The sequence below is a fragment of the Corallococcus exercitus genome (genome assembly GCF_003611585.1).
Lineage (GTDB): Bacteria > Myxococcota > Myxococcia > Myxococcales > Myxococcaceae > Corallococcus > Corallococcus exercitus.
In genome coordinates this window covers 37,606-52,573 of sequence record NZ_RAVW01000011.1, presented here as the reverse complement: position 1 = coordinate 52,573, position 14,968 = coordinate 37,606, and the positions used below count along the sequence as shown (strand labels likewise).

Sequence of the window (14,968 nt, the reverse complement as noted above, 5' to 3'; positions counted from 1 at the left end):
GGGGCAGCCCGATCGTGGCCGCGTTCGTGCTGGGCGTGGGGGGGCTGCTCTACGGACGCGGGAGGGACCGGATGCCCATGACGGTCATCATGCCCGGGATGTTGCAGCTGGCGCCGGGCTTCATCGGCACGGAGGCCATTGTCGCGCTGTTGGGCGCGGGCAGCGCGGGCGCGGAGGATGCCCGGCTGTTCAACGTGCTGCTGGTGGCGCTCCAGCTGGTGCTGGGGCTGGTGTTCGCCACGGTGGTGGTGCCGCCGCGCATCTCCATGGAGTACGACGCCAGCAGTGCGTAGCGGCTACGGGCGCACGATGCAGCGAAAGCCGATGTGGCTGGCCCCGCTGTCCACGGCCTGTGGCGAGCGAGCCGCGGGCCGGTAGCGGCGGCAGTAGTTGGGCGCGCACAGGTGGCTGCCGCCCTTGAGCACCCGGCGCGGGAGGGTGATGGCGGGCGTGGAAGGGTCCTGGCTGCCCTGGGCCGTGGCGGGGCCGCGAGGGTTGACGGGGATGCAGCACGCCTTGCCTTTGTTTCCCTGGTGGCGCTCCTGGTACCAGTCGGTGGTCCATTCCCAGACGTTGCCGGCCATCTCGTGGAGGCCATAGCCATTGGGAGGGAAGGCGCCGACGGGGCAGGTGCCCTCGTGGCCGTCCTCGCGCAGGTTCTGCCACGGGAAGTAGCCCTGCCAGGTGTTGGCCAGGTGTTCGCCGTTCGGGGTGAAGTCATTGCCCCAGCAGAACTCGTTGCGGTCCAGACCTCCGCGCGCGGCGCGCTCCCATTCGGCTTCGGAGGGGAGGGCCTTGCCGGCCCAGGTGGCATAGGCCTCCGCGTCCTCGAAGGCGACGTGGACGACGGGGTGGTCGCGGCGGTGCTTCACGGAGGAGCGGCGGCCTTCGGGGTGTTTCCAGCAGGCGTCGGGGACATAGCTCCACCAGTTGGCCACGTTGCCCAGGTCCACGGGGCCGTGGGCCTTCTGGAACACGAGCGAGCCGGGCACGAGCGATTCCGGCGTGGCGCCGGGGTAGTCCGCGGGATTGAGAGGGCGTTGCGCGACGGTGACGTAGCCGGTGGCTTCGACGAAGCGGGCGAACTGTTCGTTCGTCACGGTGAAGCGGTCCATCCAGAAGCCGGAGACGGTCACCTGATGCGCGGGGGCCTCTTCGGGATAGTGGTGGTCGGAGCCCATCCAGTACGTGCCGCCAGGAATCCAGACCATGTCCGGGAACGGAGCGCGGCCAGGTCGCGCGGCGGTGTCGGTGGGCTCCGCGTCAGGCGTGGCGTCGCGGCTGTCGTTGCGGTGCATGGCTGGAAGTCCTCCAACGGAGAACATCCGGCCCGGCGCCCCGAATGACACTCGCACCGGGGGCCGGGGCGGGTGTCGGGCAGTGGAGGGATGGACGCTCCACCGCCCGACGGACCCGAGCGGCTACGTATGCGACTGCTGGAAGCGGTGGATGAACTGCTCCACCTCGTTGGCCAGGGACATGACCTGGTCGCTGATGCTGGGCTCCTCCTTCTGCTTCCTCGCCTCCGCCATCTTCTGTTTCACGCGCTCCTTCAGCGGCCCGATGCTCAGGCTGCCCGGGGCCTGGCTGGGCAGGAACTCGATGAGGCTCTCCGCGAACTGCTTCACCAGCATCTGCGCCGGGACGAAGGTGAACATGCGCTCGCCGTACCACTGCGTGTAGAGGCCGGAGTGCGTCGCGTACTCGAACGGGTCCGAGCGCAGGTTGATGAGGTAGGGCCACGCCGGGTTGAAGCGCTTGCCGCTGAACCACATGTCCGGCCCTTCACCGTCCTGGTAGCTGAAGATGATCTTCCAGTCGTTGTAGCGGACCGCCGCGAGGTTGCCGCTGTCGAGCACGTAGATGAATTCGTGCCGGCGGCCCTCCTCCGTGCCCGCCAGCAGCCCCCGCTGGTCGTACCCGTCCAGGTAGACCTTGAAGGTCTTGTCCCCCACCTTGTAGCCCTGCTTGCACTTCTCCGCGAGGTCCGGGGGGCCGCCCGCGGCCGCCACCATCGTGGGCATCCAGTCCTCGTGCGCGAAGATGTCGTTGATGACGCGCCCCGGCTCCACCACGCCCGGCCAGCGCACCACGCACGGCACCCGCACGCCGCCCTCCCACGTCGACCCCTTCTCCCCGCGGAACGGGCTGTTGCCGCCGTCCGGCCAGCCCATCTTCTCCACGCCGTTGTCCGTGGAGAACACCACCAGGGTGTTGTCCGCGATGCCCAGCTCGTCCAGCTTGGCCAGCAGCACGCCCACGATGTCGTCCAGCTCCCGCATCGCGTCCGCGTAGAGGCCATAGCCCGTGGCGTTGCGGTACTTCTCCTGGAGGTACGTGAAGACGTGGGTGCGCGTGGTGTTGTGCCAGAGGAAGAACGGCTTGCCGTCCTTCACCGCGCGCTCCATGAAGTCCAGCGCCTCCTTCAGGAACTCGCCGTCCACCGTCTCCATGCGCTTCTTGGTGAGCGGGCCGGTGTCCTCGATGCGCTGCCTGCCCACGACGCCCCAGCGCGGGTCCTCGGTGACGTCCTGGCGGTCCGTGGCCCAGCTGTGCAGCACGCCGCGAGGCCCGAAGCGCGCCTTGAAGGCCGGATCCTTCGGGTAGTCGGGGCACTCCGGCTCGCACTCCGCGTTCAGGTGGTAGAGGTTGCCGAAGAACTCGTCGAAGCCGTGGTTCGTGGGCAGGTAGGGATTGGAGTCGCCCAGGTGGTTCTTGCCGAACTGGCCGCAGGTGTAGCCCAGCGGCTTGAGCATCTCCGCGATGGTGGGGTCGGAGTCCTGAAGGCCGTACTTCGCGCCCGGCATGCCAATGGTGGTGAGCCCCGTGCGCAGCGGGTTCATGCCCGTGATGAACGCCGCGCGGCCCGCGGTGCAGCTCTGCTGGCCGTAGCAGTCCGTCATCAGCGCGCCTTCCTTCGCGATGCGGTCGATGTTGGGCGTGCGGTAGCCCATCATCCCCTGGTTGTAGGCGCTGATGTTCCAGAAGCCGATGTCATCTCCCCAGATGACCAGGATGTTGGGCTGCTGCTTCGCCTGCTTCCCGTGACCATTGCCATGGCCGTTGCCCGAGGGCTTCGCCTTGCTTGCCATTCGCCACCTCCTGGGCACGAGGTGCCCACGGAGGCCGGTCCGGACATCGTTCCGGCGGCCGGGGCGGGCGGACGCTCAGGAGGCAGGTCCCGCTTCCCGCGTGACGCTCGCTGGCCTCAGTGCGTGGGCCCCCGCGAGTCATCATCGGCCGGTGGATGCGGCAGGTTCCGCAACAGCTCCCGCATGCGCGTGTCCGCCTCGTCCAGCCGGATGAGGAGGTCCTCCTGCCGGTGGCGCTCCTCGCCGTGCAGCGCCGCGCCCGCTTCGTCCACGCGCGAGCGCACCAGGTACAGCCCGTCCTGGATGAGGCGCCACTCCTGCCAGGCCTGGGACTCGTGCCGCGCCATCCAGGCCTCCACGCCCGTACTCACCTGGGGATACACGTTCCGCCGCTCCACCTTCGCCAGTACTCCGGTGCGCTCCAGCAACCGGAGCGTCGGCGCGTGCACGCGGGCCAGGGCCAGGGTGATGCCCCGGTGCGACAGGTCCTCGTGCAGGCCCGCCAGCATGTCCGCGCCCGGCACGTCCAGGTCCTCCGTCAGCTCCAGGTCCAGCAGCACCTCGCGCACCGGCACCTTCGCGTCACGCACGAGGGCTAGTACCTGGTCCCGCAGCGCCGTCGCGTTCGCGAAGAAGAGGCCTTCCTCCGGCCGGATGACGTGCAGGCCGGGCAGGGTGATGGCGGAGGACTCGCGGTGCGTGGCCACCAGGTCCAGCGTCCCGGGCACCCGCCCCAGCTCACTCAGGCGCGGCTGGCTGGCGCGGTAGACCGTGAGGAACAGCGACATGCCCACCGCGATGAGCAGGCCGGGCAGCACGTCGAAGGCCAGCACCGCCGCCAGCGCCACCGCCGCGCCCAGGAAGTCCCTCCGGCGCAGGCGCGCCAGCCGCGTCAGCGCCTTCACGTCCATCATCCCCAGGATGGCCACCACCACGATGGCGCCCAGCGTGGCCTCCGGCAGTGCGCGGAACAGCCCGGTGAGGAACAGCGCCACCAGCAGCGTCAGCCCCGCCGTCACCAGCGAGGACACCTGCGTGGTGGCGCCCGCCTGATCATTCGCGGCGGACTTGGACAGGCTGCACCCCATGCTGAAGCCCCGGAAGAGCCCGCCGCCCAGGTTCGCGGCGCCCAGGCCCACCAGTTCCCGGTTGGGGTCCACCTCGTAGCCGTGCTTCGCGGCGAACATGCGCGCCGGGCCTATGGCCTCCGCGAACGCCACCAGCGCGATGCCGCACGCGCCCGGGAGCAGCTTCACCAGGTCGCCCAGGCCCACGTCCGGAAGCTGGGGTGGCGCCAGGCCCGCGGGGATGTGCCCGACGATGGCCACCCCCTTCGCGTCCAGGTGCAGCCCGGCGGACACGGCGATGCCCAGCACCAGCACCACGAGCGCCGCGGGGATGCGCCGCGACAGCCGCCCCAGCAGCAGCAGCGCCGCGATGCTCGCCGCCCCCACGGCGAGCGTCAGCGGATGCGTCTGTCCCAGATGGGCGAGGATGAAGCCCAGCCGCTCGAAGAAGCCGCCCTTCGCGCCCTCGATGCCCAGGAGCTTGGGCACCTGCTTGATGGCGATGATGAGCGCCAGCCCGAACACGAAGCCGCTCAGCACGGAGGTGGAGAAGAACTGCGCCACGCGCCCCAGCTTCAGCACGCCCGCCAGCACGGCCACGGCACCCGCCATCAGGGCCAGCGCGGCCGTGAGCGCCACGAAGCGCGGGGTGCCCTGCCGTGCCATCGCGCCCACCGTGGCGGCGGACAGCACCGACACGCTGGCGGACACCGCGATGATGAGCTGCCGCGAGCTGCCGAACAGCGCGTAGAGCGCCAGCGCCGCCGGGGTGGAGTACAGCGCCGCCTGCGGAGGCAGCCCCGCGAGCTGCGCGTAGGCCATGCCCTTCGGGATGTGCAGCGCCGTCACCGTGAGCGCGCCCACCAGGTCCTTCTTCAGGCGCGTCCGGTCATAGCCCCGCAGCGAGCCCGGGAAGGGACTGACGCGGGTGAGCCACGAGGTGTGGCTCCGCGCGGAGCCCCGGCGCGCTTCGTCTCCCATGCGCACGAGGTGGCCACCGGGCCCGACACGGGCATCGTCCTCCGGGCAGGGGCATCCGGGCGGACAGGTGTTTCAGATGACGCTGGTCATGCCTGCCTGCATGACGCGAGGCTGCCGGGCATGATCACCGTCAGTGCTTTCAAGTGGGTGCCGCCGTTCGCGCAGGGCCTGGTGCGAGACCTCCGGGTGCGGTGGGCGCTGGAGGAGGCGGGCCTTCCGTATCAGGCGAGGCTCATCGATGGCGAAGTCCAGCGGTCGGCCGACTACCGCATGCAGCAGCCCTTCGGGCAGGTGCCGGTGTACGAGGAGGACGGCCTGTCCCTCTTCGAGTCGGGCGCCATCCTGGTGCACATCGCGTTGAAGAGCGACGTGCTCCTCCCCACGGACGAGGCAGGCCGGGGGCGTGCGCTGTCGTGGTTGTTCGCGGCGCTGAACTCGCTGGAGATCCACATCCAGCAGCTCGCGGAGATCGACCTCTTCGTCCCGGACGCCGAGTGGGCGAAGCTCCACCGGCCCGACGTGGTGAAGCGCATCCACCAGCGCATGGGCGAGCTGGCCACGTGGCTGGGAGACCGCCCGTACCTGGAGGATCGCTTCACCGTGGGCGACCTGATGATGACCACGGTGCTGCGCATCCTGCGGCACACGGACGTGCTCGACGCCCATCCCGCGCTCAAGGCCTACAAGGAACGCTGCGAGGCCCGGCCCGCGTTCCAGCGCGCGCTGGCCGCGCAGTTGAGCGCGTTCCAGGACGCGACGCCGCGCGGGAACTGAGGCCTGTCCGGGCTTTAGCCGCATTTCTTGTCAGACGGGTATTCTAGGGTGGAAGGCCGACGGAGGAGCCGGGCAGGAGGCCCGGTGACTCCGTCGATGACGTCTCCTTCCACGCCGGAGAACCGGATGAACACTTCGCGTTTCGCCTCCCGCCTGACGGGCGCGCTCGTCGGGCTCACGTTGTGCACCACCGCCTTCGCCGCTCCCCAGGAGCAGCAGCCCCGCGTCGCCGCCGACAAGCGTCTGCAGAAGGCGCTGCCGTCGGGCACGCCCGTGGAGCGCCTGGTGGTGAAGTTCCACGAGGGCAGCCGCGTGCGCCTGCGGGGCAATGCCCTGCGCCCGCTCGCGACGGAGCGCTCCCAGTCCGAGCGCTCGCTGCTCGCCGGGCGTGGGCTCTCCGAGGCCCGGCTCGACGGTGACGTGAAGGCCGCGCAGGCCCTGCTGGAGCGCGCGCCCCGTGCCTCCGCGCTCCGCCGCCTCTTCACGGAAGAAGAAGGTTCGCTGGAGGCGCGCAAGGTGTTGGGCGAGTCCGAGAGCGGCCGCCAGCTGGCGGACCTCAACCTCTACTACGAGGTGCCGCTCGTGCCCGGCACCACCGCGGAGCGCGTGGCGGAACTCGTCGCGTCGCTCAACGCGCTGGACAGCGTGGAGGTCGCCTACGCGGAGCCTCCCGCCGAGCCCGCCATGGTGAACTTCGGCATGGAGCCCACGCTGCGCGCGCTGCTCGCCGCCGCGGACATCGCTCCCACGACGCCGCTGTACGAGGGCAACCAGGGCTACCTCAACGCGGCCCCCAGCGGCGTGGACGCGCGCTTCGCCTGGGGCGTGGCTGGTGGCAACGGCGCGGGCATCCGCTTCGTGGACATCGAGGGCGGCTGGCGCACCACCCACGAGGACATGCCGGGCCTCTTCACGCAGATTGGCACGCAGTACAACGACCTGGGCTGGCGCAACCACGGCACCGCGGTGCTGGGTGAAATCGTGGGCACGGCCAACGGCTACGGCGTGACGGGCATCGCGCACGGCGCGACGGTGGGCGTGTCCGCGGCCTCGCAGGGCACCGCCGCCGCCATCTCCAACGCGGCGGCGGCCGTGGGACGTGGCGGCGTCATCCTGATTGAACTGCACGCGCAGGGGCCCGCGGACAGCACGCCCTGTACCTGCAACCAGGGCCAGTGCAACTACATCGCGATGGAGTACTGGCAGGCCAACTACGACGCCATCGCCACGGCCACCGCCAACGGCGTCACCGTGGTGGAGGCGGCGGGCAACGGCAGCGCCAACCTGGACGAGGCCGCGTACGGCGGCGTCTTCAACCGCAACGTGCGCGACTCGGGCGCCATCGTGGTGGGCGCGAGCACCGCCACCACGCGCGTCCCCATGTGCTGGACGAACTTCGGCTCGCGCGTGGACGTGCACGGCTGGGGTGAGAGCGTGGCGTCCATGGGCTACGGCGACCTGTTCGGCTCCGCCTACGGCGAGGACCAGTACTACACGGGCACCTTCAGCGGCACGTCCAGCGCGTCGCCCATCGTCACCGGCTCCGCGCTGAGCCTCCAGGGCGTGGCGCGTGCGCGCGGCACGGGCGCGCTCGACCCGCGCTACGTGCGCGGCCTGCTGGCCAGCACGGGCACGGCGCAGGCGGCGGATGCGCGCAACATCGGCCGGCTGCCCAACCTGCGCCAGGCCATCCAGACGATGCCGGACATCGCCTGGTCCTCGGCGGGCCCCATCGCCGGCCGGTACTGCACCCAGGTGAACGAGTCGTTGGACCCGGACACGTGGAACGACAACTTCCTGTGCTCCACGGTGAACTACGGCTTCGCGTGGAGCAGCGCGGGCCCCATCGCCGGCATGCGCTGCACGCAGGTCTACGAGGACTCCGAGCCCGCCGCGCACACGTGGAACGACAACTTCCTCTGCGTGCCGTCCAACAGCCCGCTGCAGCTGTCCTGGTCGCAGGCGGGCCCCATCGCGGGCAAGCTCTGCACGCTCATCCACGAGGGCGCGGACCCCCACGCCTGGAACGACAACTACCTCTGCTACTGATTGATGCTTGAAGTTCGGACACGCCGTGCGTGACGCGGCGTGTTCACCGGGCCATGGCGGGCGCTATCCTGCGCTTCCAGTTCCTCCAGAACCTCCCCTCAGGAGCGCCCCCATGCCCCGCGGAATCTCCAAGTTCAGCTCAGGTCCGTCGCTTCCGGTGAAGCGCAAGCACGACGACCTCACCTCGCCCATCCGCAAGCCCCAGGTGGAGGGGCCGCCGCAGAAGAAGCAGCGGACCGAGGGCCCCAACACCGTGCAGCAGCAGCCGGTGCAGAAGCCGCCCACGGACCCCTCGATGCATGCCGTCTACGACAAGATGGCGCACGAGGAGATGCTGAAGAACCCGAAGTACGCGGCGCTGGCGGACGACGCCGCGAAGGCGTCCGATGGCAAGCCGGTCAATGTCGTCACCAAGGACCAGGTCCATGGCGGCATGTTCTACAAGAAGGACAACCAGATCGGCCTGCGGCCGGACCTCACGGGCCCCAAGCGCGCCAGCGTCATGGCCTTCGAGGCCACCAACGCCGCGCAGCAGAAGAAGTTCAGCAAGGTCACGAGCGATGCCTTCAAGAACGAGCTCAACGCCGTGCAGGGCAAGCAGACCTTCGGCGGGGACCTGAACGCCCGGCGCGAGAACTTCGCCAAGAGCATGGAGCGCATCGAGTACGACGGCATCAAGCGCCACCATGACGTGATGAAGCACGGCATCGACAACCATGGCTGGCCCAAGGAGATGGACCGCTTCGGCAAGCGCCTGGAGGGCTCGGACCCCAGCTTCGACAGCTACTGGGCGCGCCAGAACGTCGCGGACGCGAAGACGGGCAAGAGCCACTCGGACGTGTACCGCGCCCAGTTCGACAACATCCACGCCACCGCGCAGAAGGCCGTGGCGGAGAGCAAGGCGAAGCAGGGCATCAAGTAGCCCCCTGGTCCCGCGTGCCGCTTCGCGCTAGGGAGGGAGGCCATGTCCTCCGCCATCCAGCCCCGTCCCCGGAGTGAGCTTGCCTCCGGGCGCCTCGGCCAGTCCCGCTACATGATCCGCCGCAAGTTCTTCAAGCTGTTCGGCGGCGCGTTCCACATCTACGACGAGGCGGGCAACGTCGCCTTCTACTCGAAGATGAAGGCCTTCAAGCTGAAGGAGGACCTGCGCATCTACAGCGGCGAGGACATGCAGGAGGAGCTCATCACCATCCAGGCGCGCAGCATCCTGGACTTCGGCGCCACCTACGACGTCACCGACGCGGCCACCGGCGAGCGGGTGGGCGCGCTGCGCCGCAAGGCCCTGAGCTCCATGCTGCGCGACACCTGGCTCATCCTGGACGTGGACGGGAACGAGGTGGGCAGGGTGGAGGAGGACAGCATGCTGCTGGCGCTCGTGCGGCGCTTCCTCACCAACCTCCTCCCACAGACCTTCACCGGCACCCTGGGCGGTGCGCAGGTGTTCAGCTTCCGGCAGCACTTCAACCCGTTCATCCAGAAGATCGACCTGGACTTCTCCATGGACACGCAGCGCCAGCTGGACCGGCGCCTGGGCATCGCCGCGGCGGTGCTCCTGTGCGCCATCGAAGGCCGCCAGTCCGGCGGGTGAGGTCTATCGGCGCGGGCGCTCTGCCTCAAGGGCGGGCGCGCGGAGCCTCATGGGCCCGAGTGGGCACGAAGGGCTGTCGCCGGTCATGAAGCGGGGGGCTTTGGCGTGTGGGCCATGGAGGCGTCAGAGGGGCACAGCCCATCGTCCTCGTGGTGGGGGTGGGCCCCTGGGGGCCATGAGGCGGCCCGCTCGACTTGCGCTTCTCCTCGCGCAAGCGGCTCCTCTTCCTGAGACGAAGCGCTCCCACCCGCTCGACAGTCGGACAGGTTTCCCGGGGCCGCGCCCGTCACGTCCACAGGGGCGCACGCACCCTGCGGCTCGCCGGGAGTAAGGCATGGGGCAGCTGGAAGACGCGGCGTCCCGCGGTCCGGCTCCACGGGAAGGGCTCCCTCGTGGACGCGGGGGGCAATACCGAGCGTTTCCGTTGCCCCGGCGGCTGGCGCGAGGGGGGCAGGGCCATGCTCCTCCACGCAGGGGCCCGCGGCGGGCGCATCGTCCTGCGCGGAGGCTGAAGCGGGGGCGTCAGGGTGGCACTCCGGGAGGCACTCGGCCTCGGGGGATTCCTGCTCCTGGGGGACAGGGGCGAAGTCCTCCAGCACGCGCTCATCGCACGCCTTCAGCAGCGCCGGCAGCTCGTGCTGGAGCGCCCGCGCGTCGCGATTTCGCAGGGCCTCTATCGCGCACAAGACCCACTGGCGCAGCGTCTCGCCGCCCATGAGGGACAGCAGCCGGGTCGCGTTGCCCCGTAAAGCCCGCTGCAGCGACTGGATGAGGAGCAGGTGCCCTGGACGCTCCGCAGCCCGGGCCGCGAGCCGCAGCAACTCGAACTCCCACTGTGCGCAGCGCGCGCCAGGATTCCAGCGCGCCGCGTCCGAAAGCCAGAAGCAGGCGTCCTCCAGCTGGCACAGGGCCGCGTCGGAGGCACTCGTGCAGCAGTCGGCCAGGAGCTCCACCAGCACCTGCCGCTTGAGGCTGAAGAAGCCCTCCAGCAGCCGACGGCACTCCGGGCGGCGTTCGTCATGCAGCGCCAAGCCCAGGTTCTCCAGCGTCAGCGACTCATCCAGCGCCACGGCTCTTGTCTGACGTCCGGAGCGCTGCTCCACCAGGCCCCGCGCCGCCAGCCGCCGCAGGGCCTCGCGCACCGTGCCCCGACTCACCCCGTAGATGCGCGCCAGCGTCTTTTCCGAGCCCAACTGCCCGCTTCTCGGCAGCCTCCCCAGCGAAATGTCCCGCTCGAGCTGCTCCTCCACGTACGCCACGAGTCCAACCCGCACCATCACCGTCGCCCTCCTCGCCCAAGCCTCGTGCACCAAACCACGGGGGTCTGACATGGATGCGGGCCAGCCCGCCCTGGGGCGCCAGGCGGCGCGAACCTGTCCGACTGTCGGACAGGTTTGGAGAGGGCGTTCCCGGCAGGGCGCCGCTGCACGTGGACTCGCCTTGGCGTCGTTCATGCACACCGTCGGGCCCACCACCGCTCCGCGAGGTGCGGGGCCTCGCGGAGAACTTCGAGGCAGGATGGGTTGACGAACTCCTGGCGGCCTTCTCGTCCGTGGCGCGAGGTACTCGCGGGGCGCGCAGCCGAAGCGGGAACGGAAGGCCCGGGTGAAGCGGCCGGGTCTCCGAAGCCGCACATGCGCGCGGTCGCCAGCACGGACGCGGCCTGGCCCTGGCGGAGCCGCTCCGCCGCGCGCGCCAGCCGGTAGCCTTGGAGGTACCGGGTGGGGCTTTCGCCCATGCTGGCGCGGAAGGCCCGCAGGAAGGGGGCGCGGCACAGGCTGGCGGCTTCCACCAGATCCTTCACGCGCAGGGCGTCCGCGTCCTCCACCACGATGCGCTCCAGGGCCCGCTGGGGCCGCGCGTCACGATTCGCCGGATGGACCACCCGTTGCGCCAGGACCGGGTCGCGGCCTGGCGCTATATCTCCGGGCATGCAAGCCCATCCCTCGCAGGTGCGTCAGGTCCCCGTGCTCATCGTCGGAGGCGGCCTCGTGGGGCTGTCGACCGCGTTGTTCCTCGCCCACCAGGGTGTGCGCGCGCTGATCATCGAGAAGCACGCGGGCACGTCGCTCCATCCGCGTGCACGCGGCTTCCACGCGCGCACCGTGGAGTTGTTGCGGTCCACGTGCGCGGGTGAGGAGGTGGAACGGGCCGGGGCCGTTCCCGAGGGCACGGTGGTCGGAGAACTGGTGGCCGTCACGCTCGCGGGGCCGGTGCATTCGTGGAAGACGCGGGCGGTCTCCACGCAGCGGATGGACCTCAGCCCGTGTCCGTTCGTCTTCCTGGGCCAGGACCGGCTGGAGCCCATCCTCTTGACCGCCGTGAGGAGCCAGGACGTGGAGGTGTGCTTCCGTCACGAGCTGACGGGCTTCACGCAGGATGAGCAAGGCGTGCGCGCCACGGTGCTCGACCGCGACACGGGCGCGGTGTCCACCGTGCATGCGGCGTATCTCATTGGCGCGGACGGGGTGCGCAGTCCGGTGCGCGAGGCGCTAGGCATCCAGCAGCGTGGCCGGGGCTCCTTTGGCCACAACCTCTCCACACTCTTCGAGGCCGACCTCTCGCCCGTGCAGCGGGAGGTGCCGCTGGGCTTCGCGGTGCTCACGCATCCGGAGGTGGGCGGCGTCATCGTGGCCACGGACGTGAAGGACCGGTGGATCCACGCGACCCGGATCGACATGTCCCGTGAAACGGCCGCTGACTTCACGGAGGCCCGGTGGACACAGCGGCTGCGCACCGTCACGGGCATCCCGGACCTGAAGCCCACGTTCCACGGGACCTTCGTGTGGGAGGGCGCGGAGCGAGTCGCGGAGCGTTTCAGCGCGGGCCGTGTCCTTCTTGTCGGAGACGCCGCGCACCAGATGCCGCCCACGGGAGGCTTTGGCGCCAACACCGGCATCCATGACGCGGCGAACCTCGCCTGGAAGCTGGCGGCGGTGTTGAATGGCCACGCAGGCCCCGCGTTGCTGGAGACCTACGACGCCGAGCGAAGGCCCGTGGCTGCTGCCACCGCGAACCAGGCCGCGCTGCTCGCGATGAAGATGATGAAACGCGAGCTTCCGGCGGGCGAGGAGATCGTCGAGGACGACGCCGTCACCCTGGGCTACCGCTACGGTGACGGTCCGCCATTGCCGAAGACCTTCGTCCCCACGGGCGAACCCGGCACGCGCGCGCCGCATGTCTGGCTGGACGGAGCGGAGGGGCGCAAGTCGACGCTGGATCTCTTCGGCAACGGCTTCGTCCTGCTCGCGGGGAGCGAGGCGTGGAGCAGCGCGGAGCGCATGGCGCTGCGGGTCCACGTCGTCCAGGGCTGGCAACACGCATATGGGGTCGGGGACGGTGGTGCCTGCCTCGTGCGCCCGGATGGCGTGGTGGCGGCACGGTGGAATGAACCCGTCCCGGACGCGGAGCAGGTCCTCGATGCAACGCTGGAGGCACAGCTGTTCCGAAGCGGCTCCTGATCACAGCCTGTGTCAGGAGTGCCCACGCGGATGCCGTCCCCGAAAGGGTAGACTGCATCCACGGGAACGCGGGGCACCGCGTGCAAGGAGGGGGCTTGAAGGCATCAGCGATTGCTGCTCGGGGACTGCTGCTCCTGCTCGGCGCCTGCACCGGCGCGCACCGGACGGAGTCACCGGCCAGGTCCCCGAAGGCCGAGGAGCCATCGAAGTACGTCAGGACCGACAGCCTGGGCACCCGGACCTGCTTCGCGGAGGACGGGGAGACCTGGCCCGATTTGTTTCCTCGCGGGGCCTTGGCCCTGAACCTGGGGCCGCATCTCGACATGAGTCATCGCAGTCAGGAGCTGCTGGAACTGGAGCAGTGCTGGTGCTCGTACAAGCTCTTGGCCTTGAAGGAAGACTCGCTGCTCCCCCTGGCTCCGGACAGCGAGGTCTACCGCTTCACCTGGATGCCCTCCTTTGAACCGTACCGGCTCATTCGCGTCGAGCACCGGGGGAGCGTCTACTCCCTGCACGTCAAGGAGGAGGGCAACAGCAAGGGGGCCCTGGCTGTCGACAGACGCATCCTGCTCACGCCCACCCAGTGGCAGGCCCTCCAACATCGATTGGAGCAGGCCCGGTTCTGGACCCTCGATCGCTTCGCTCCGCCGAACTCCCTGGTCTACCTCGACGGTTCACAGTGGCTGTTCGAAGGAGGGCGGAAGGGCCGCTATCGGGCCCTGGACATCCAGAGCCCCGAGCCGGACGGGCGCGCAGGGGCTCTTTACGGCCTGGGGGCATTCATGATGGAGCTGGCTGGCCTTCCCATGGACAGGAACGCGCTGTACTGAACCGCCCCGTCAGCGCACGCTGGCCCAGTACGGCTTGAGCGCTTCGCGGCTCGCGGCCAGTGCCTCCCTCGCGTCCGCGTTGGTGGCGCCGGACGCGAAGCTGTCATCCCTTCCCGCCAGCACCTCGATGCACGCGTGCACGGAGTTCGACAGCCCCTCCAGCGAATAGCCGCCCTCCAGCACCAGCACCAGCTTCCCGCCGGAGACCTCCTCCGCCAGCTTGCGCACGGACGTGCACATCGCCGCGAAGCCGCGCTCGGTGACGTCCATGCCGCCAATCGGATCCGCGCGGTGCGGGTCGAACCCCGCGGACACCAGCACCAGGTCCGGCCGGTACGCCTGCGCCACGGGCAGCAGCAGCTCCTCGAAGATCATCCCGTAGTCCGCGTCGGTGTTGCCGCCCGGCAGGCCGCAGTTGACCGTGAAGCCCTGGCCTTCTCCCCGGCCCACCTCCGGCGCCGCGCCGCTGCCCGGGTAGTAGGGGAACTGGTGCACCGACTGGTACAGCACGTCCCGCCGTCCCCAGAACGCCGCCTGCGTGCCGTTGCCGTGGTGCACGTCCCAGTCCAGCACCAGCACGCGCTCGGCCCCCAGCTGCCGTCCGGCCTCCGCCGCGATGGCGACGTTGTTGTAGAGGCAGAAGCCCATGGCCCGGCCCGGCTCCGCGTGGTGGCCGGGCGGACGCACCAGCGCGAACGCATTCCTCGCGTGCCCCGCCATCACCTGCTCCACGGCCTGCACCGCCGCGCCCGCGGCCACCCGCGCCGCGTCGAGGCTGTCCGGGGACACCGCCGTGTCCTCGTCGATGCGCTCGAAGCGGCCCCCCAGCTTCTCCATCGCGTCCAGGTGCGCCGGGGTGTGCACCGCCAGGATTTCCGCGTCCGTGGCGGAGCGGGGATGGGCCATCACCGTGCCCGCGACGGGGTTGCGCGCCAGCACCTGGAGGATGCGCCGCAGGCGGGCGGGCGACTCGGGGTGGCCCTCGCCAGCGTCGTGCTGGAGGAAGAGCGGGTCGGTGAGCAGCAGCGTCGCGGTCATCCCCTGGACCTTACGCATCCTGCCCCCGGGAACCCAGCGTCCGGCCCTGGCAGGCGGGGAAGTCCGTTCCTTGCCCGGACGGGCCACC

The 14,968-nt window shown here is 70.1% G+C and carries 12 protein-coding genes and 1 pseudogene; 7 read left to right on the top strand and 6 right to left on the bottom strand.

All coding sequences use genetic code 11. The annotated features are described in order from the left end of the window. A pseudogene (locus D7W79_RS02740) lies at positions 1-293 on the top strand (threonine/serine exporter family protein); the annotation flags it as partial. Between the two features lie 3 nt (positions 294-296). Here the strand turns inward: D7W79_RS02740 and D7W79_RS02735 are convergent. From D7W79_RS02735 to D7W79_RS02725, 3 genes are all read right to left on the bottom strand, one after another. Next, entirely contained in the window at positions 297-1,298 is a 1,002-nt protein-coding gene (locus D7W79_RS02735; protein WP_120523762.1) for a formylglycine-generating enzyme family protein, read from the bottom strand. 123 nt (positions 1,299-1,421) lie between these two features. After that, entirely contained in the window at positions 1,422-3,092 is a 1,671-nt protein-coding gene (locus tag D7W79_RS02730) for an arylsulfatase (protein WP_120523761.1), read from the bottom strand. 116 nt (positions 3,093-3,208) lie between these two features. Further along, positions 3,209-5,140: a SulP family inorganic anion transporter gene (locus tag D7W79_RS02725; RefSeq protein ID WP_120523764.1), complete on the bottom strand. Its 1,932-nt coding sequence runs from the start codon at positions 5,138-5,140 to the stop codon at positions 3,209-3,211. A gap of 120 nt (positions 5,141-5,260) precedes the next feature. Here D7W79_RS02725 and D7W79_RS02720 point away from each other — a divergent pair, with 120 nt between their 5' ends. The 4 genes from D7W79_RS02720 (at position 5,261) to D7W79_RS02705 (ending at position 9,551) form a co-directional block, all read left to right on the top strand. After that, positions 5,261-5,914, top strand: coding sequence for a glutathione S-transferase family protein (locus tag D7W79_RS02720; RefSeq protein ID WP_120523760.1), 654 nt, complete (start codon positions 5,261-5,263; stop codon positions 5,912-5,914). Between the two features lie 126 nt (positions 5,915-6,040). Continuing rightward, positions 6,041-7,963, top strand: a complete 1,923-nt coding sequence (locus D7W79_RS02715) for a S8 family peptidase (protein WP_208729619.1) — start codon at positions 6,041-6,043, stop codon at positions 7,961-7,963. A 112-nt stretch (positions 7,964-8,075) separates the two neighbouring features. Then, on the top strand, positions 8,076-8,885 hold the full coding sequence (locus tag D7W79_RS02710; RefSeq protein ID WP_120523759.1) for a hypothetical protein: 810 nt from the start codon (positions 8,076-8,078) through the stop codon (positions 8,883-8,885). Between the two features lie 42 nt (positions 8,886-8,927). Beyond that, the gene (locus D7W79_RS02705; RefSeq protein WP_120523758.1) at positions 8,928-9,551 is read left to right on the top strand and encodes an LURP-one-related family protein; all 624 of its coding nucleotides are present in this window, start codon (positions 8,928-8,930) and stop codon (positions 9,549-9,551) included. A gap of 83 nt (positions 9,552-9,634) precedes the next feature. Here the strand turns inward: D7W79_RS02705 and D7W79_RS02700 are convergent, their stop codons facing one another. Together D7W79_RS02700 and D7W79_RS02695 are read right to left on the bottom strand one after the other, a co-directional pair. Beyond that, a complete protein-coding gene (locus D7W79_RS02700; RefSeq protein WP_120523757.1) occupies positions 9,635-10,828 on the bottom strand; it encodes a FadR/GntR family transcriptional regulator in 1,194 nt (397 codons plus the stop codon). Positions 10,829-11,001: 173 nt separating this feature from the next. After that, on the bottom strand, positions 11,002-11,484 hold the full coding sequence (locus D7W79_RS02695; protein WP_120523763.1) for a helix-turn-helix domain-containing protein: 483 nt from the start codon (positions 11,482-11,484) through the stop codon (positions 11,002-11,004). On the opposite strand from D7W79_RS02695, the gene D7W79_RS02690 reads away from it, so the two are divergent. Both D7W79_RS02690 and D7W79_RS02685 read left to right on the top strand, forming a co-directional pair. After that, entirely contained in the window at positions 11,483-13,012 is a 1,530-nt protein-coding gene (locus tag D7W79_RS02690; RefSeq protein WP_158616872.1) for an FAD-dependent oxidoreductase, read from the top strand. The two genes, D7W79_RS02695 and D7W79_RS02690, sit on opposite strands and share 2 nt — an antisense overlap. A gap of 95 nt (positions 13,013-13,107) precedes the next feature. Further along, positions 13,108-13,842 (top strand): hypothetical protein, encoded by a 735-nt coding sequence (locus D7W79_RS02685; protein ID WP_120523755.1) that lies wholly within the window; start codon positions 13,108-13,110, stop codon positions 13,840-13,842. Positions 13,843-13,851: 9 nt separating this feature from the next. Here D7W79_RS02685 and D7W79_RS02680 read toward each other — a convergent pair whose 3' ends face one another. Next, positions 13,852-14,898, bottom strand: a complete 1,047-nt coding sequence (locus D7W79_RS02680) for a histone deacetylase family protein (protein ID WP_120523754.1) — start codon at positions 14,896-14,898, stop codon at positions 13,852-13,854. Positions 14,899-14,968 lie beyond the last annotated feature (70 nt).